The organism is Thermosipho sp. 1070, from assembly GCF_001682135.1.
Classification (GTDB): domain Bacteria; phylum Thermotogota; class Thermotogae; order Thermotogales; family Fervidobacteriaceae; genus Thermosipho; species Thermosipho affectus.
In genome coordinates, this window is record NZ_CP007121.1 from 301,872 (window position 1) to 321,004 (window position 19,133).

Sequence of the window (19,133 nt, forward strand, 5' to 3'; positions counted from 1 at the left end):
GGTGATTCTATGAAGATATACAAAGCAACTCTTGAGACTCTTGAACCGCTCTTTTTTGCTACAAAAGAGTTGGGCGACACCTATGTTACTGAACCTTATATATCAAATTATTCTTTAGCATATACCATATTATCTTTGTATGATTATGTAAGACATAATGTACCCACATACAAAGAAGACTTAAAAGATTTAAATGTGTACATTACACCAGCAAAATTTGTAAACTTTAGATGGCAAATGGAAAATTTTAATTCAACGGGCGAGGGGTATTATTTAAAAATGCTTCAAAATAATTATTCCAATTCTCCAAAACGAAATAATGACAGAGCAAAAAACATACCTCAAATTGGGAAATTAAAACTAATTTCCTCTGAAAGTATAGCAAAATTCTATGTGATAGATTACTCAAGCAATCTAAAATTACCAAAATATATAAGATTGGGAAAATTTAACACAAAGTGTCACATGGATTATGAAGAAATTTCTAACATAGAATTAAAAGAAGGAACCTTCTTTTGTAAACAACCACTCAACGTCCTTGATCTTCCAAAAAATATGAAACTTTTGTCTTTCAAGATTATTCCCATAAAACCTGTACAAATAATTGAAAAAGCTAAGTTAAGTGGAAATTTCATTTCCATAGACAACGATAACATACCGCTTAACATGCACTTTTTTGGAGGGAATTTCAATGAAAATTAAAAGTCTTGAAATTCCTGTCATCTACGATAAATATGTAAAATTCATTCCATTCCATCAAATTGAAACTGCTGAAAAATTAAAAAAATACGATATAGTATTCAATACGTATCCTACAGGCTCGGGTAAAACCAGAGCATTACTTAATTCTATCAAAGAATTAACCCCTAAAAAAGTATTAATTATTGCACCAATCAATGTTTTAATAGATCAATACGAAGAAAAAGTAAAACAATTTGTCAAATCCGAAAAGCTTGAATATGAAGTTGTAACCTTTACATCTTCAAGAATAAAAGAAACAAAAGAAACTTTCGAATCAAATCAACAATTTGTAAGAAAAGTCCTTGAAAAAAAATCAAAAACTATAATAATATCAAACCCAGACATTGTCTATCTCATATTACTTCAATTTTATGGAAATAATTACAACATTAAAAGAACTATGGTTACAGATTTACTATCAGAAATAGACTTCTTTGCATTTGACGAATTTCACTATTATGATCCCATTCGTAGTTTTCTTGCAATTACATTACTTTTTACATATCACCAGATTAAAAACAAAAATAACGAAACAAAAAAATTTCTCTTCTTATCCGCAACTCCATCTAATACAATTATTAAAGTATTAAAACACTTAAATCTAAATTGGTACGAAGTAAAACTCGATGAAGGTCATAACAAATCCAAAGAAAAGTCACTTTCAGAAATAAATTTAGATTTTTCGTTTGGTTCATTAGAAGAGAATGTAGATGAGGTAATAAACGAAATAAACAACCATACAAATGAAAATGGAAAAATTATAATTATTTCAAACTCTCTAAGAAGAATATGGATTTTAAAGGATAAACTTAACACCTTAGGAGTTGATGCTGGGATAATTATAGGGCCGATAAAATCAAAAGAAGAAAGAAAAAGGAATTTACAAAAAAAGGTAATACTTGCAACACCTACGGTAGATATAGGATATGATTTTGAAAAAGTTAGACTTTTAATATTCGAAGCTTTTAATCCAGATGAGTTTTTGCAACGTTTGGGAAGAGCAGGTAGAACTTTGGGAAAAACACTAAATTTTACTCCCAAAGTTATTGCATTTTTACCAAAGACTGTAAAATACAAATTTGAACAAATATTCCAAGACAAAAACACTATTACACGAAAAGAACTGGAATCAAAAATAAAAGAGATTTTTTCATCACATAACCTTGATTTTGAACAACTTTACAGAGGACCATTTGTCCTACAAATAGCATTCTTTCTTTATAATTTTGAAAAACTTTTCGTCAAAGATGATAAATTTTTCGAAGACTACAAGAAAAACTTCTTAAACCTTTATAAAATTCCAGTTGATTACACAGTTTTAAAAAATAAATATTTACCATATTTTATAATTTATGTCTATGAAACTCTAAAACAAATTAGCGAAGACAAAGCAAATAAATTTATTGAATTTGATTTCAATAAAAAGATACTAAAAAATTTCATCGAAAGAAAAATAGCCGAAAGGCTAATAAATACTAAAAAAATCAATTATTACTTTAAAGGAATCAAACAATTCTTCGATAATTATATACTAAATTTTAGAATTAACGATATAACAAATGTAAAAGTTGTAGACAAACAAAAAACATTTGGTATAGAAAAATTTGATTATTCATTAATATTCATACTTGAAAATGCCAACATAGAGAGAATTGATAAAAATACTATATATATCAACGGTATAAGTAGGAAAGAAAAAATACACTTTGAAGTTCCAAAAATAATCAACAAAGAATTTTTTGTAACATACCTGACAATCAATGAAGAATTTATAGGACTAGAAGAAAATAATAAATTTTTAAAAGCTGTATTCCTTCTAAACAACAAAACAGAAGCCATTGCAAAAAGCTTTGGGTTTTATCCTTCAAGAATCATAATGGGTTCAGAAAAAAAGAAAGCACTTTTTGGAGAGCAAGCACTAATAGCAAAAACGTTATTTTCCACGGAAAAACCATGGGATTTTGAAATACTTCCCATTGTCTGAAAATGGGGTGTTAAAATGTTTCCAGAAATACCTATTTATTCAATAAATGCATATTTATACTGTGAATATAGATATTTTCTCGAAGAAGTTGTGGGAATATTTAAGGAAAATGCCCATATATCAGAAGGAAAATACATAAATGAAAAAGAAAGTAAAAACATCTCAACCAAAAATTGGAAAAAAACATCAAAAATATTTGTTTCATCAGAAGAGTATGGGATTTATGGATATATAGATAATGTAATAAAAACACCTGATAAAATTAAGATTGTAGAAATAAAAAAAGGTTCTGCCAAAAAGCCTTATGAAAATGATATAATGCAAATAATTGCGTATATGATAGCCTATTCTGAAACTTTTGAAATAAAAAAAGAAAGTATAATAGGAGAATTAAATTATAAAGGTTCAAATACAAAATTTAGAGTTAAGTTAACGGATAATAGACTCAATAAATTAAAAAATATAATTGACAATATATACGCAATAAAATCTGATAAAATTCGACCTGTCCCAAAATATAGGAAAAAATGCAAAGATTGTAGTTTATTTGAAATATGTCAACCAATCAATAATGAAAAAGTAAAAATAATGCCTCGTATCGTTGAAAAACAACCTATTTTTTTATTTAGCCATGGAATATTCATAGGAAAAAAAGGAGAAAGTTTTCTATTTACCTTAAACAACGAAAAAAATGTGATTCCAGCATACAAAATTTCATCAATAAATATTTTTGGAATTTTTACAATATCAAGACAAGCAGTCGAATTGGCGGCAAAATACTCCATACCAATAATTATTAATAATTCAATTTGCAAAAACATAACTACCATAAATATACCATTTTCAAAAAATAATTTCTTACGAAAAAAACAAGTAGAATTATCTAGCGATGAAAAATTGAAATTAGAACTCTCAAAAAAAATGATAATTGGAAAAATAAGAAATATGGAAATCACTTTGAAAAAGAAAAATATAAAAATTAGTTATACACCATATATTTATAAAATAAATAAAGCATCAACATCAGATGAAATTATTGGCATAGAAGGAATAGTGTCAAGAAATTACTTTGAGAATTTTGGAAATATTTTAAATAATTTTACTTTTAATACACGTACAAGGCGACCTCCAAAAGATCCTATTAATTCTTTATTAAGTTTCGGATACACTATACTTTACAACCTTGTACATTCAATATTACTTTCAATTGGACTTGATCCATACTTTGGATTTCTTCACACTACTCAATATGGAAGAGGATCACTTGCATTAGATCTCATGGAAGAATTCCGACCATTAATTATCGATACTTCAGTAATAAAAGTAATAAACAAATCTATGATAAAAGAAAAAGATTTTATCAAAGAAAACAATGGAATTTATTTAAAGCAAAAGGCCAGAAAAAAATTTGTCAATGTTATTTTAAAAAGACTCTTAGATAAACATTATTATGATAAAATGGGAGGATCCATAGAATACATAAGGATAATAGAATCACAAGCTAGATTATTACAAAAACATATACTCGGAGAACTGGAATATACTCCTTTCATTGTAAAGAAGTGATTTTCATGATGACATATATAATCAGCTATGATATAAAGAAAGATAAGAAAAGAAATAAAATATCAAAAATATTAGAAGAATATGGACAAAGGCTTCAATACAGTGTATTTATTTGCCAAGTTCCAAAAAAAGAACTTTATAATATACTTTTAAGGATGAATCCTATAATAGACAAAAATACAGATTCAATTTTAATTATCCCAATAAATTTATCCAAAATGGAAATTATAGGTACTGTAAAAATAGATATTTTAACCAATAATGACAATTATATATTATAACTAAATTATAACTAAAATCTATCCGCGAATCTTATTTTTCTCAAAAATATATAATATCCACGACACTCTCCAATAAACAACTATCTAACATTGAAACAAACTTATTTAAAAATTTTTTAAGTAAAAAACGTTAACACACGCATTTACGGTCCTTGACAATTTATTTTTTTTGTTTTAGTATTGATAGTGTTAAAAAACCTAATTCCATAAAATGGAATTCAAACTTGGTAAAAGTATATCCGCCATGTTCATTTTTTTCGTATTCGTTAAAAAACCTAATTCCATAAAATGGAATTCAAACTGATTGTTTATGGCATTAAAGGAAAAGATTTTACGAGTTAAAAAACCTAATTCCATAAAATGGAATTCAAACACTAAGTGCAGAAAACGTTAGGATTAACGATTTATTGTTAAAAAACCTAATTCCATAAAATGGAATTCAAACTTTATACCTTGCGGTAGCTCATTAAAAGCTTTGACAAGTGTTAAAAAACCTAATTCCATAAAATGGAATTCAAACTTGATTTACGTCCCATAATATCACCTTCTATCAAAGTTAAAAAACCTAATTCCATAAAATGGAATTCAAACTGAGTCCGTTAGAAGCTGCGCTTGTTACAGTAGAAGTTAAAAAACCTAATTCCATAAAATGGAATTCAAACTTGGCTCAAAGGGTGTCCTTGATATGCTATTCCATAGTTAAAAAACCTAATTCCATAAAATGGAATTCAAACAAATCTTGGACCTATAAGACAGTGTCTGAGAAAATAGTTAAAAAACCTAATTCCATAAAATGGAATTCAAACGTTAGTTCAACTTCTCCATAAACTGTTTCTTTTTGTTAAAAAACCTAATTCCATAAAATGGAATTCAAACGATTTGTTCTTCCAATTTCCCCTCCAAAATTTCGAGTTAAAAAACCTAATTCCATAAAATGGAATTCAAACTTGGAAAGGCCGTTTGAACGAATTTATAGAAAAAGGTTAAAAAACCTAATTCCATAAAATGGAATTCAAACATTTTGTCGTTTATGATAGGTTTCCAGCCCACACCTCGTTAAAAAACCTAATTCCATAAAATGGAATTCAAACTTTTTAAATTCATCTGCAGTAATAAAACCACTTAAGTTAAAAAACCTAATTCCATAAAATGGAATTCAAACTTGTTGTATGGTCTTCAGATATCCTTCAGGTGCCCAATGTTAAAAAACCTAATTCCATAAAATGGAATTCAAACAGAAAATGGTAAAAATTAAAGACGTGTTGAGAAATGGTTAAAAAACCTAATTCCATAAAATGGAATTCAAACTTGTAAACGAAAAAATATAGTTATCTATTTTTGCGGGTTAAAAAACCTAATTCCATAAAATGGAATTCAAACATAGAATTTTAATCAGGAGGGATAGGTCATGAAACAAGTTAAAAAACCTAATTCCATAAAATGGAATTCAAACAGCTTTATTTTGCTTCAGTGTTTTTAAAAACAACATCAATGTTAAAAAACCTAATTCCATAAAATGGAATTCAAACCGTAAGAAAAGAAATACTCTTCTTTAGAAGCAGCAACAGTTAAAAAACCTAATTCCATAAAATGGAATTCAAACTATGAGTAAGATTTTTAAAACGTTCCACCCTGTCATGTTAAAAAACCTAATTCCATAAAATGGAATTCAAACATAGATAACGCACATAAGGCTATTATCCTTGAGAGTTAAAAAACCTAATTCCATAAAATGGAATTCAAACTCTTGATTATATGCTGTTCGAAGTCTTCTAAATCTTGTTAAAAAACCTAATTCCATAAAATGGAATTCAAACGAAGCAAATAAAGAGGAGGCTTTACCTGACGTTCAGTTAAAAAACCTAATTCCATAAAATGGAATTCAAACGCTAAAGCCGCGGGGGTTGCTATTGCAATTGCTCAAGGTTAAAAAACCTAATTCCATAAAATGGAATTCAAACCTATTACGTAATTTAGATAATTGCGTTTCGAAAAATTGTTAAAAAACCTAATTCCATAAAATGGAATTCAAACACAAACAACTCCTGACATCTCTCAAAAATCTTGGTGTTAAAAAACCTAATTCCATAAAATGGAATTCAAACTTTCTTTGGTTGGAAAAGGTATTGTAGCAGTAGTTTCGTTAAAAAACCTAATTCCATAAAATGGAATTCAAACATGAGATTGATTGGGATATAGGATTGATACATTGGTTAAAAAACCTAATTCCATAAAATGGAATTCAAACAAGGCTGATGCAGTGGTGGTAAAAGTTTCGGGTGACGGGTTAAAAAACCTAATTCCATAAAATGGAATTCAAACATAACCACCGAGGGGAGTAGGGCTCTCCGAGAGGAGAGTTAAAAAACCTAATTCCATAAAATGGAATTCAAACGCTTCGATATTATCGTTGGTAAGTTTTTCGACTGCTTTTGTTAAAAAACCTAATTCCATAAAATGGAATTCAAACTTCAAGTTGAGCGCTTGTATACGTAGCAGCCATTTCAGTGTTAAAAAACCTAATTCCATAAAATGGAATTCAAACTGAAGTAAAAAAAGAACTGTCTGTACAGGATAAAAGTTAAAAAACCTAATTCCATAAAATGGAATTCAAACGAAGTAGATGGAAATAGAGATGCAAGTGATTCGTGTTAAAAAACCTAATTCCATAAAATGGAATTCAAACTAATAACTTCTAGTGCTTTTCTTTGCCAATCTTGAATGTTAAAAAACCTAATTCCATAAAATGGAATTCAAACTAAGAATGCTAGTGTTAGTTTACGACTCAGGCAAGATGTTAAAAAACCTAATTCCATAAAATGGAATTCAAACGATTAGTTACAGGGACAATCAATCCAGCGTCTTTTGGTTAAAAAACCTAATTCCATAAAATGGAATTCAAACACGTTTAAGACGGGCAACTGGAGATATACCAAATCAAAGTTAAAAAACCTAATTCCATAAAATGGAATTCAAACAGCTTTTTAACGGTGCTCCAAGATTTGATACAACAGTTAAAAAACCTAATTCCATAAAATGGAATTCAAACTTTGTTTGAAAAATGTATACCAGAATAATATATTGTTAAAAAACCTAATTCCATAAAATGGAATTCAAACATAAAATTAAAATCATTTATGTAGGTGCCACAGAAGAGTTAAAAAACCTAATTCCATAAAATGGAATTCAAACGGAAATACGTAGATGGTGTTACTTGGCAAGGAATAGGTTAAAAAACCTAATTCCATAAAATGGAATTCAAACTTAACTTCTTATATTCGATCCAACCCCCGTCAAATTCGTTAAAAAACCTAATTCCATAAAATGGAATTCAAACGAAACGCTAAGGAATTAATTATTAACAGAACGTCTGATGTTAAAAAACCTAATTCCATAAAATGGAATTCAAACAATTTGTTAGGAAAGTATGGGAATTTTGAGAATGAGTTAAAAAACCTAATTCCATAAAATGGAATTCAAACTCTACTAATACAAATGGAAAGATTTTCCTTCCTGAGGTTAAAAAACCTAATTCCATAAAATGGAATTCAAACTCTTTAATACATCCTTTGGTGCTTCAAAGGAAATACTGGTTAAAAAACCTAATTCCATAAAATGGAATTCAAACATATTCAATAATCAACTTACCTATATCCGGCAAACCGTTAAAAAACCTAATTCCATAAAATGGAATTCAAACCTACGTTTATCATCGTGCTTAATAACACCTAGTATCCTGTTAAAAAACCTAATTCCATAAAATGGAATTCAAACCTTTTGCTAATCTTGGTAACGAAGGTACTTATGCTAGTTAAAAAACCTAATTCCATAAAATGGAATTCAAACCTAACGCACCAATAAGCATTTGCAACGCTTCGTTCATAATGTTAAAAAACCTAATTCCATAAAATGGAATTCAAACTTTAAAAGAGCTATTGATGAACATTCTTTGCCGAGTTAAAAAACCTAATTCCATAAAATGGAATTCAAACTTTAGATGGGGTTCATTCGCCCGATAATTCTTATGTTAAAAAACCTAATTCCATAAAATGGAATTCAAACATGTTCTTGCTTGAGATTTGACGCATCTCGAATCCCTGTTAAAAAACCTAATTCCATAAAATGGAATTCAAACGACAAATTGTTTGAAAAAGTATTTAATGGAAAACTTGAGTTAAAAAACCTAATTCCATAAAATGGAATTCAAACGCTTTATATGATTTAACATCCATGGGCATTTTACCGTTAAAAAACCTAATTCCATAAAATGGAATTCAAACTTTTTTATGAATGTTGGTGTTACAATTTCTTTTGGTGTTAAAAAACCTAATTCCATAAAATGGAATTCAAATTGTTACTACACTTGTTTGATATCAATATTTATGTTTAAAAATTGATATAGAATTTCGGCTACTTATACTGTAATTAATAAAAAAACATGGCTCCATAGCTTTTTTTATACTGAATTCCAAAAAGTCTCAGAAATAACAAATAAAACCAACAAAAAGGTTTTTTTCTTTAAACATTTGAACTAAAAAATGAAGAAATATATCTCAAATACGTAATGTTTACGTGTGTTATCGTATAACAATTGTACTAAAACAAAAAAGTATATAAATTAATATAAAAAAATTTAATACAAAAAAATAAAGCCTAAGAAAACGATACACATGGAATATATAACAAATGGAAGATATAAAAAAGTAGTATATAGTATGAACAATTTAAAGCATGTCAAGAAAGGGAATACCTCAAGACAAGAAAAAATAGCATGGCTCCAGTATAGTACCAAAGCCATGCTATTTGAAAAATTAATAAATTGATTTTTTTTATTACGCTTTCGAGGATAAATACAATCTCGAGCCTTTATTTTATTTAAGTATATTTATTAAACTATTGTAAATATTTTCTTCCTTTGCATCAATTACATTTGAACTTCCTTTTCTTTCTTTTAATTCCACTTTTCCTTCTTTGTACATCCTTCCAATAGTTACTCTGACTGGGAAACCTATTAAATCTGCATCTTTAAACTTTACACCTGGCGATACGTCTCTATCATCAATTAATACATCTATTCCTCTATCCAATAAATATTTATACAGTTTTTCACCAAATTGCTTCTCTTTTTCCCTACCAACAACTGTTACAACCACTTCAAATGGAGCAACTGAAACAGGCCAAATTATTCCATTATCATCGTGTAATTGCTCTACAATTGCACCTAAAGTTCTTGAAATTCCCCAACCATAGCATCCCATTATAAATGGTTGTAATTTTCCGTCTTTGTCCATGTACTTTATTTCCATAGTCTCCGAATATTTTGTTCCCAATTTAAAAATATGTCCTAGTTCTATACCCCTCTCTCCATTTAAGGGTTTACCACAAACAGGGCATGGATCACCTGGTTCAACTACAATTAAATCCGTCCATTCATTTACTTCAAAATCTCTACCGTAATTTACATTTATGTAGTGATAGTCCTTTTTCATACCCCCAACTACAAAATTTTTCATATGCTTTACACTATTATCTGCGATAATCCTTATTCCATCCAATCCCACAGGACCAAGAAAACCTATTGGAACACCAAACTTATCAAATATCTCTTCTGGCAAAGCCATTTGAAGTGATTGATCACCTAAATATGCCTTTAACTTTTCAAAATTAAGCTCCCTATCACCTGGCACCAATGCCATCACAAAACCTTCTCTTCCTTTAAATATCAATGACTTAACGATACGTCCCAATTCCACATTTAAAAATTGTGCAACCTGTTCTACTGTCCTAACATTTGGTGTATGGACAAGCTCTTTTTCTTTTTCTTCTTCATCATACACCCTATAATTTCCAACGTATGGAACTTTTTCGTCACTTCCTGCGTAACCACAATCACAGTACAAAACATTACTCTCACCGTATTCTGCAAAAGCAACGAATTCATGAGATTCATTTCCGCCAATCGCACCAGAAGATGCCTCAATTATAGTATACCTAAGTCCTATTCTTTCCAATATTCTAGAATATGCTTCTTTAAACTTTTTGTAAGTTTCATCCAAAGATTCCCAACTACTGTGAAAACTATATGCATCTTTCATTATAAATTCTCTTGCCCTCAAAACACCAAATCTTGGTCTAATTTCATCCCTATATTTATTTGCAATTTGATACAATGTTATTGGTAATTGTTTATATGAATTCAACTCATTTTTTACAAGTTCAGTTACTAATTCTTCATGGGTAGGCCCCAAAGTAAAATCTCTTTCATGCCTATCTTTCAACTTCATCATCTCTGGACCGTAATCATCCCATCTTCCACTTTTTCTCCAAAGTTCTGCAGGCTGGATTATAGGCATTAAAATTTCCTGTGCACCTATCCTATTCATCTCTTCTCTTACAATATTTTCAATCTTTAAAAGTGTTTTTCTTGCAAGTGGTAAATAAGTATAAACCCCTGCAGCAATTTTTCTTATAAATCCCGCACGTTGTAACAGTGCTTGACTTGGAATTTCAGCATCGGCAGGATTTTCCCTCAAAGTAGGTGCATAAAGTTGTGAAAATCTCATTCATTCACCTCCGTAAACTTTTCCCATTTAGTTCCATCAGGGGTATCTAAAATCTTTATTCCCGCGTTCTTTAATGCATCACGTATTTTATCCGCAGCTTGGTAATTTTTCTCTTTTCTAAATTCTTGTCTTACTTTCAAAATCTCATCCAACACTTTTTCTTCGTTTGAATCTACTATCTTGACTCCACCTTCAAAGAGTCCTAAAACACTTCCGAAAACCCTTGTAATCAAGTGATATCTCTTTAATGCTTCCTTGTCATTTCCATCATCCATTGCTTTATTTAACTCTTTTGATAAATCAAAAATCAATGCAATTGCCTTAGGCGTGTTAAAATCATCTTCCAGCGACTCTATAAATTTACTTTCTACTTCCTTCATATATTCATCTCTTTTTGGAACAAGCGGATATGGATGCTTTTCTTCAAATCTATTCAACGTTTTAATAATCCGCAAAGACGCTTTCTTATTTTCCATAAGTATTTCATCCGAGAATTCGATAGGTGTTCTATAGTGCTTTGAAAGCAAAAACAATTTTACCGCATCTTTTCCATATCTTTTTACCGCCTCACGTACTAAAAATACATTCCCTATGGATTTACTCATCTTGTCTCCACGTGTAACAATCATACCATTATGCATCCAATATCTCGCAAAAGGCTTTCCAGTCAATGCCTCACTTTGAGCCTTTTCATCCTCATGGTGTGGAAAGATCAAATCTTCTCCACCTGCATGTATATCAAATGTATCTCCTAAAAGTTTCTGAGACATCACAGAACATTCGATATGCCAACCTGGTCTTCCAATACTCCAAGGGCTATTCCAATTTGGTTCTCCAGGTTTTACGGCTTTCCACAAAGCAAAATCAAGTGGATCTTTTTTTAAATCGTTAACTTCAACTCTTGCACCTGCGACTAAATCTTCTATTTTTCTTCCAGATAAAGTACCGTATTTTTCAAAGGACCTCACACTAAAATAAACATCTCCGTTATCTGCAACATATGCATATCCTTTTGAAATTAATTTATCAACCGCTTCAACAATCTCAGAAACGTAATCTGTTGTTCGAGGGTGAAAATTAGCAGCCCTTATCCCCAAACTTTGTGCATCCTTCCAATATTCGACAATAAAAGTATCTGCAACATCTTTGAAATCAACTCCCCATTCATTTGCCTCATTAATTATCTTATCATCTATATCTGTAAAATTTTGTACCATTACAACCTTATAACCTCTATATTCTAAAAACCTTCTAAATGCATCAAATACAACGGCAGGTCTTGCATTACCAATGTGAATATAATTGTACACCGTTGGCCCACATACATACATTTTTACAACACCAGGCGTTATAGTCTTTAATTCCTCTTTTTTTCCAGTTTCTGTATTCGTAATGTAAATAGCCATATTATCACCCCAAATGTTTCTCTAACCTTTTTATCATTTTTTCTCTTCCAAGCAAATATACAATGTCAACCAACTCAGGCCCTTCTTCTCTACCGGTTAAAACTATTCGAAGGTTCATGTAAAATTCTTTCCCCTTTACTTTACTATTTTTCATTGCTTCTTTAAAAACCTTAAATATCACTTTTTCATTCCACTCATCAATTTTTCTTAATTCTTCTACTAACTTTCTATAAACTTCCTTTACTTCATTGGAAAGCTGAATTTCCACATCTGGTTCGTTAAAAAAGAAATCAACAAGATGTGGTATTTCACTTAATTCTTCTACTCTATCCTTTATCGATTTCAACAATCTTACATACCACTCTTTATTGGTATCTATATCTTCTTTACTTACAAACTTTAACAAATACTTTTTAGAAACATCTAACATTACCTCTTCATCCAATTTTCTAAAATGTTCTGCATTCATCCATTTTAATTTTTTTGGATCAAAAATTGCAGGGTTCTTTCCCAACCTTTCCAATGAAAATGCGTTTATAAGCTCGTTCAAACTCATTATTTCTTTTCCATCGGGATGAGACCATCCAAGTAAAGCCAAGAAATTAACAACAGCTTGTGGTAAATATCCTCTATCTCTAAATTCTTCAACTGAAGTTGCTCCATGCCTTTTGCTAAGTTTTTTCGCATCTGGTCCTAAAATCATAGACACATGCCCAAAATTTGGCGTTTCCCATCCAAACGCTTCATACAACGCTATTTGTTTTACAGTATTTGAGAGATGATCATCTCCCCTTAAAACATGTGTAATCTTCATTAAATAATCATCAATCACACATGCAAAATTATAAATAGGCACACCATTACTTCTAATTATGGCAAAATCTCCAACAGTTCCCTCTTTGAACACCACTTCTCCTTTTACAATATCATTTAATACATATTCTTTACGTGGCATCAAAAAGTAAATTGCAGGTTTTAATCCTTTATTTTTATACTCTTTTATTCTCTCTGGAGTTGCAAAAGCTTCTAACATTTCCCTTGTATAATGTGGCGGTTTTCCTTCAGATAAAAGCTTTTCTCTTAGTTGCTCTATTTCTTCTGGATATGCATAAACCTCATATGCTTTTCCCTCATCTAATAATTTCTGTGCATACTTATGGTATATATCCAATCTTTCACTTTGCCTATATGGACCATATTCTCCTCCTACATCTGGTCCTTCGTCCCAGTCAAGACCTAACCATTTTAATGCATTAATTAACCCTTTTTCATATTCTTTTTCAGAACGCTCAAGATCTGTATCTTCAATCCTTAAGATAAACTTCCCATTCATTTTTCTTGCATATAGGAAATTAAAAAGGGCAGTTCTTGCACCGCCTACGTGCAAATACCCCGTTGGACTTGGTGCAAATCTCAGTCTAGCCATTAACACACCTCCTAATTTTCTTTGTTTTATTATACCATAGATAAAAGTTTTATTTTTTAATTCTTCTTAACTTATATTGACAAAAAATATAATTTATGATATGTTAACTTAGGTACCTTTAAATTGGTCCTGAGAGGCCAGAAAGGAGGAATTGGTATGGATTTTGAAAGCACATTAGGGATCTATCAAAATGTAAACGGATGGAAAAAGGTCATTCTAGCCCTTCAGCACTTTTTAGCCATGTTTGGAGCCACCGTTCTTGTTCCGCTTCTTACAGGTCTTGACCCACTTGTTGCACTCTTTACAGCTGGTTTGGGAACATTAACATTTCATTTTATTACCAAAAAGATAGTTCCAGTTTTTCTTGGATCAAGTTTTGCATACATTGCTCCAATAATCTTAGTTAAAGAAAAAACGGGAGATTTAAGATATGCAACTGGGGGTATAGTCGTTGCAGGAGCTGTATATTTAATCTTTTCGCTATTAATAAAAATGATTGGAACTGAAAAAATCAAAAAATTATTTCCGCCCGTAGTTACGGGTCCTATGATTATGGTTATCGGATTAAGTTTGAGTCCTGTGGCAATTGATATGGCATCAAAAAATTGGAGTGTTGCAATAATTGTTATTATAACCATTATCTTGTCCACAACAGTTTTCAAAGGATTATTCAATCTAATACCAATACTAATCGGAATAGGTGTAGGATATGTATTCTCATTAATAACGGGAAATGTGGACCTTACTCCAATGAAAAACTCTGCTTTTGTGTCTGTTCCAAAATTTATGCTTCCAAAGTTTGACATTTCATCAATTCTTCTTATTGCACCTGTAGCAATAGCAACTTTTATGGAGCACATAGGTGATATTACAACTAACGGAGCCGTAGTAGAGAAAAATTTCATAGAAAATCCAGGACTTCACAGAACATTAATTGGTGATGGAATTGCAACAATGATAGCGGGGGTTTTGGGAGGTCCTGCAAATACGACTTACAGCGAAAACACGGGAATTTTGGCTTTGACAAAGGTATATGATCCATCTGTTTTAAGACTTGCCGCAATATTTGCAATATTTATGTCTTTCTTTTCAAAATTTGGTAGCATATTACAGACAATCCCCACTGCGGTTATAGGTGGTGTAAGCTTGATATTATTTGGAATGATTGCGTCAGTTGGATTAAGAACAATAGTTAACGAAAAAGTAGACTTTTCAAAGCCAAAAAATTTAATCGTTTCTTCCTTAATACTTACACTAGGTATCGGTGGTGCAAGTTTTACAATAGGTTCTATAGAACTCAAAGGGCTTGCACTGGCAGCTATTGTTGGAATAATAGCAAACCTTGTAATTCCAGAGAAAAAATAAAAAGCTTCGGTTACCCCGAAGCTTTTTTTATATAAAATTGCCAAGACAAAAAGTAAAGTAATTTCTCTGGCACAAATTTTATTATCAAATACATAAAAAAAACCATAATAAAGTAATTTAACAACCAAAATTTTTCTAAAAATAATAATGGATCCTTTATTAAAGGCATAAAAAGCCCAGGAATCACAATATGATACCCCAAAACAAAGAGTGTAAACTTACCAAATAACATGAAGAACCCTTCTATTTTCCTTGAAACAACTAAATTTGAAAAGGAAATTACAAAGATCAAAGTAAAAAACTCCACAACATATGAAATAAGAGGATAATTTCCATAATTTGCTTCTCTCCAGTCGTTAAATCCATTCAAACCCGTCAACAAAAAAATCAAAAATCCGGAAATTCCAAGTAACAAAAGAGGTTTTTTTACTTTAAAGTTAAATCCTTTTCTTTTAAATAACCATCCCAAGTAAAACCATACCAATCCATGAAAAACCACTTCTAATTTAAAGAATTTAGTTTGCACATTAACTAGAATAGTAGATAAAATAGAAAACAAAGGAATTAAATAGGTAACTTTTAATCTAACAAATATCACAAAACAAATCTCTGCAATTGAAAACATATATAAATACCACAACGGTAACACGTTTACAGGTATATCTATTGGAGCATATCCAAAAATTATAAAATCAAAAAACGTAGAAAAAACATCAGTTGTTAAATGTAAAACTTTGTTTATAGCAAAATACAAAAAATAACCTATTGTCGTCATAAAATAAAATGGCACCAATATATTTAAAAAAATCTTCTTCAACTTTAAATAAAAAGACTCTTCTTTAAATAAAAATCCAGAAATAAACATAAAAGATGCCAGAACATTAGAGACATAAGAAACATACCTTTCAGGTGCATACGAATGAGCAAAAATAATTAAAACCATCAAAAAGCCCTTTGCAATATCTATCTCTTTTATACGCATAATACACCCCCATAAAATTTTATCATATTTAACAATTTTGTTAAATTTTATTGGTGGAAAAATCCTATATAAATGATAGAATTGATTTACTTGAAAAGGGAGGGGAAATATGAAGAAAATTCACATAAAAACATACGGGTGTCAAATGAACGAAAACGACAGCGAAATCGCCAAATTTTACCTTGAAGAAGCAGGTTATGAAATTACCGAAAATGAAAAAGACGCAGATATTGTGATTTTAAACACTTGCGTAGTAAGAAAAAAATCGGAAGATAAATTTTACAGTCATATCGGTGAATTAAAAAAACAAAATAAAATAATCGGAGTTATGGGCTGTGGAGCAGAAAAAGAAAAGGAAAATCTATTTAAAAGAGGAGTAAAATTTGTTATTGGAACACGTGCTATTTTGTTTGTTCCAAAAGCAGTTGAAAAAGCCATTAAAGGAAAAAAAAGTGCATATTTTGAGGACAAACTCGATGAAATAAACTATCCAAATATTTTGAAGAGAAACTCAAAACATCACGCATGGATAACTATAATATACGGTTGTAACAGGTTTTGTACATATTGTATAGTTCCATACACGCGGGGAAGAGAAAAATCTAGAAAGGAAGAAAGTATTCTTTCTGAAGTTAAAAACCTTGCAAAAAATGGCATAAAAGAAATCACATACTTAGGTCAAAACGTTGATGCATATGGAAAAGACTTACAAGATGGAAGCTCACTTGCAAAGCTTTTAAACCAAACAACAAAAATTGAAGGTATAGAAAGAATATGGTTTTTAACCTCATATCCAACGGATTTTTCACTGGATATAGCACATGAAATAGCAAAGAGCCCAAAAATAGCAAAAAGTATACACCTTCCCGTCCAACACGGAAGCAACAAAATATTAAAAAAGATGAACAGAAGATATACAATAGAAGAATATGAAGAATTAATATCACAAATCAGAAAAATTGTCCCAGACGCTTCAATTTCAAGTGATATTATTGTAGGTTTTCCAGATGAAACAGAAGAAGATTTCGAAAAAACTGTAGAACTTGTTAAAAAAATAAAATTTGAAAGGTTAAACCTTGCAATTTATTCTCCAAGAGAAGGTACCATAGCCTGGAAATACTTTAAAAATAACGTTCCAAGAATGGTTAAAACTAAAAGAATGGCTTATATTTTAAACCTTCAAAAACAAATAAACAAAAAATTAAATGAAAAATACCTAGATCAAACTGTAGAAATAATAGTTGAAACAAAAGCAAAATCTGGTCTATATTACGGTAGGGACATAAGAAATAAAATAATTGCCTTTGAAGGTGACAAATCTCTCATTGGAAAAAAGATACTAGTTAAAATCAAAAAAACAACTGCTGGTCCATTGTATGGTGATTTAGTAAAAATTATATAAAGGAGGGGGTATTATGGCTAAAAACATTCCTATCAAAGAATTAATCAGAGAATATATTCTATCAACTATCGGGGTAATTTTGACGGCATTGGGACTTGTTATCTTTTTAATTCCAAACAACATAGCAGCAGGTGGAGCATCTGGACTTGCAATAATTTTACACTCTGTTGTACCAATTCCAGTTGGTATTTGGATGTATATAATAAATGCTGTGCTATTTTTAATAGCGTTTATTATAATAGGTTTTGATTTCAGCTATAAAACAATTTACTGTACTTTTCTATTAAACTTCTTTATCGACTTTTTCGACAGGGTTGTAAAAATTCCAACCTATAATGGTAATGATTTGATGCTTGCTGTATTTTTTGGAGATATACTAACTGCCATAGGTATGGCTATAACTTTTTCTCAAAATGCATCAACTGGTGGAACAGATATCATTGCAAAGATATTTAATAAATTCTTTTCAAGTCCAATGGGAACAACACTCCTTGTAATAGACTTCTTTATAGGATTTATGGCAGGTGTTGCTTTTGATCCAAAGATAGGTATGTACTCCATCCTTGCTATAATAATAAATGGTACTACAATTGACTTTGTACTAAAAGGTCTAGAACTTGCAATAACAGTTACAATAATCTCGGATAATAATAAACCCATTGAAGACTTTATCTTAAGAAACATGGGAAGAGGATTCACTTATTTAAAAGGAAAAGGTGGATATACCAAAAAAGATAGAGATATAATATTTGTTTCCATCAGAAGACGTGAACTTAGCGAGTTAATGTACTTTATAAGAAAAGTAGATCCCAATGCTTTTGTCATAGTTAACGAATCAAGATATGTTTTAGGTGAAGGTTTTAAGAGGAATTTGTGAGGTGATAACATGAAAGCGCTAATAATAATCGACATGCAAAATGATTTTGCAAAAGAAGGGGGAACTTTATACTTTAAGGGCGCAGAAAATGTTATCCCGCATATTCTAAGGTTAATATCCAATGCAAAAAAAGAAAATATACCCATTATACTAACGCAAGATTGGCATGAAGAAAATGATGAGGAATTTAAAATTTGGACTAAGCATTGTGTGAAAAATACAGATGGTGCTAAAATTATAGATGAAATACTAAAACTAATAAAAGATTACAACAATGTATATTTTATTAAAAAAACTAGATACTCTGCTTTTTACAATACAAATTTTGATAAAATTATCAAAAAATTGAATATCACCGAAGTTGACCTTGCAGGTCTAGTTTCAAATATCTGTGTATTGTTTACCGCCGAAGAATTGAGAAACAGGGATATAAAAGTGAATTTATTTAAAAATGCAACAAATTCCTATGATCAGAAATTACACGAACTTTCTCTTAGACTCATGGATGAAGTATTGAAAATTAATATAAAAGAGGTGTAA

General features: G+C 30.2%; 12 protein-coding genes and 1 CRISPR repeat array. Of the genes, 8 read left to right on the plus strand and 4 right to left on the minus strand.

Going from position 1 to position 19,133, the window contains the following annotated elements:
• The first annotated feature begins 9 nt into the window (after positions 1-9).
• From cas5d to cas2, 4 genes are read left to right on the plus strand one after another with little or no spacing between them, the layout of a single operon-like run.
• Positions 10-702: a type I-D CRISPR-associated protein Cas5/Csc1 gene (cas5d, locus tag Y592_RS01490; RefSeq protein WP_075665308.1), complete on the plus strand. Its 693-nt coding sequence runs from the start codon at positions 10-12 to the stop codon at positions 700-702.
• Positions 692-2,725, plus strand: a complete 2,034-nt coding sequence (gene cas3, locus Y592_RS01495) for a type I-D CRISPR-associated helicase Cas3' (protein ID WP_075665309.1) — start codon at positions 692-694, stop codon at positions 2,723-2,725. Before cas5d ends, cas3 begins: the two co-directional genes overlap by 11 nt.
• A 15-nt stretch (positions 2,726-2,740) precedes the next feature.
• A complete protein-coding gene (locus Y592_RS01500; protein ID WP_075665310.1) occupies positions 2,741-4,291 on the plus strand; it encodes a CRISPR-associated endonuclease Cas4/Cas1 in 1,551 nt (516 codons plus the stop codon).
• A gap of 5 nt (positions 4,292-4,296) precedes the next feature.
• Positions 4,297-4,572 (plus strand): CRISPR-associated endonuclease Cas2, encoded by a 276-nt coding sequence (gene cas2, locus Y592_RS01505; protein WP_075665311.1) that lies wholly within the window; start codon positions 4,297-4,299, stop codon positions 4,570-4,572.
• Between the two features lie 188 nt (positions 4,573-4,760).
• Positions 4,761-8,924: a CRISPR direct-repeat array (repeat unit 36 nt; unit sequence GTTAAAAAACCTAATTCCATAAAATGGAATTCAAAC).
• 519 nt (positions 8,925-9,443) lie between these two features.
• On the opposite strand, the gene Y592_RS01510 is transcribed toward cas2, so the two are convergent.
• From Y592_RS01510 to gltX, 3 genes are read right to left on the minus strand one after another with little or no spacing between them, the layout of a single operon-like run.
• Positions 9,444-11,135: a proline--tRNA ligase gene (locus Y592_RS01510; protein ID WP_075665312.1), complete on the minus strand. Its 1,692-nt coding sequence runs from the start codon at positions 11,133-11,135 to the stop codon at positions 9,444-9,446.
• A complete protein-coding gene (gene cysS / locus Y592_RS01515; protein WP_075665313.1) occupies positions 11,132-12,541 on the minus strand; it encodes a cysteine--tRNA ligase in 1,410 nt (469 codons plus the stop codon). Before cysS ends, Y592_RS01510 begins: the two co-directional genes overlap by 4 nt.
• 4 nt (positions 12,542-12,545) lie before the next feature.
• Positions 12,546-13,967, minus strand: coding sequence for a glutamate--tRNA ligase (gltX, locus tag Y592_RS01520; protein WP_075665314.1), 1,422 nt, complete (start codon positions 13,965-13,967; stop codon positions 12,546-12,548).
• Positions 13,968-14,123: 156 nt separating this feature from the next.
• On the opposite strand from gltX, the gene Y592_RS01525 reads away from it, so the two are divergent.
• Positions 14,124-15,332, plus strand: a complete 1,209-nt coding sequence (locus tag Y592_RS01525) for a uracil-xanthine permease family protein (protein ID WP_075665315.1) — start codon at positions 14,124-14,126, stop codon at positions 15,330-15,332.
• A gap of 10 nt (positions 15,333-15,342) precedes the next feature.
• Here Y592_RS01525 and Y592_RS01530 read toward each other — a convergent pair whose 3' ends face one another.
• Positions 15,343-16,314, minus strand: coding sequence for an acyltransferase family protein (locus Y592_RS01530; RefSeq protein ID WP_088368835.1), 972 nt, complete (start codon positions 16,312-16,314; stop codon positions 15,343-15,345).
• Positions 16,315-16,423: 109 nt separating this feature from the next.
• On the opposite strand from Y592_RS01530, the gene miaB reads away from it, so the two are divergent.
• Genes miaB through Y592_RS01545 form a run of 3 tightly spaced genes read left to right on the plus strand, consistent with a single transcriptional unit; the run spans position 16,424 to position 19,133 of the window.
• Positions 16,424-17,716, plus strand: a complete 1,293-nt coding sequence (miaB, locus tag Y592_RS01535) for a tRNA (N6-isopentenyl adenosine(37)-C2)-methylthiotransferase MiaB (protein ID WP_075665317.1) — start codon at positions 16,424-16,426, stop codon at positions 17,714-17,716.
• A gap of 13 nt (positions 17,717-17,729) precedes the next feature.
• Entirely contained in the window at positions 17,730-18,593 is an 864-nt protein-coding gene (locus Y592_RS01540; RefSeq protein ID WP_075665318.1) for a YitT family protein, read from the plus strand.
• Positions 18,594-18,602: 9 nt separating this feature from the next.
• Positions 18,603-19,133 (plus strand): cysteine hydrolase family protein, encoded by a 531-nt coding sequence (locus Y592_RS01545; RefSeq protein WP_075665319.1) that lies wholly within the window; start codon positions 18,603-18,605, stop codon positions 19,131-19,133.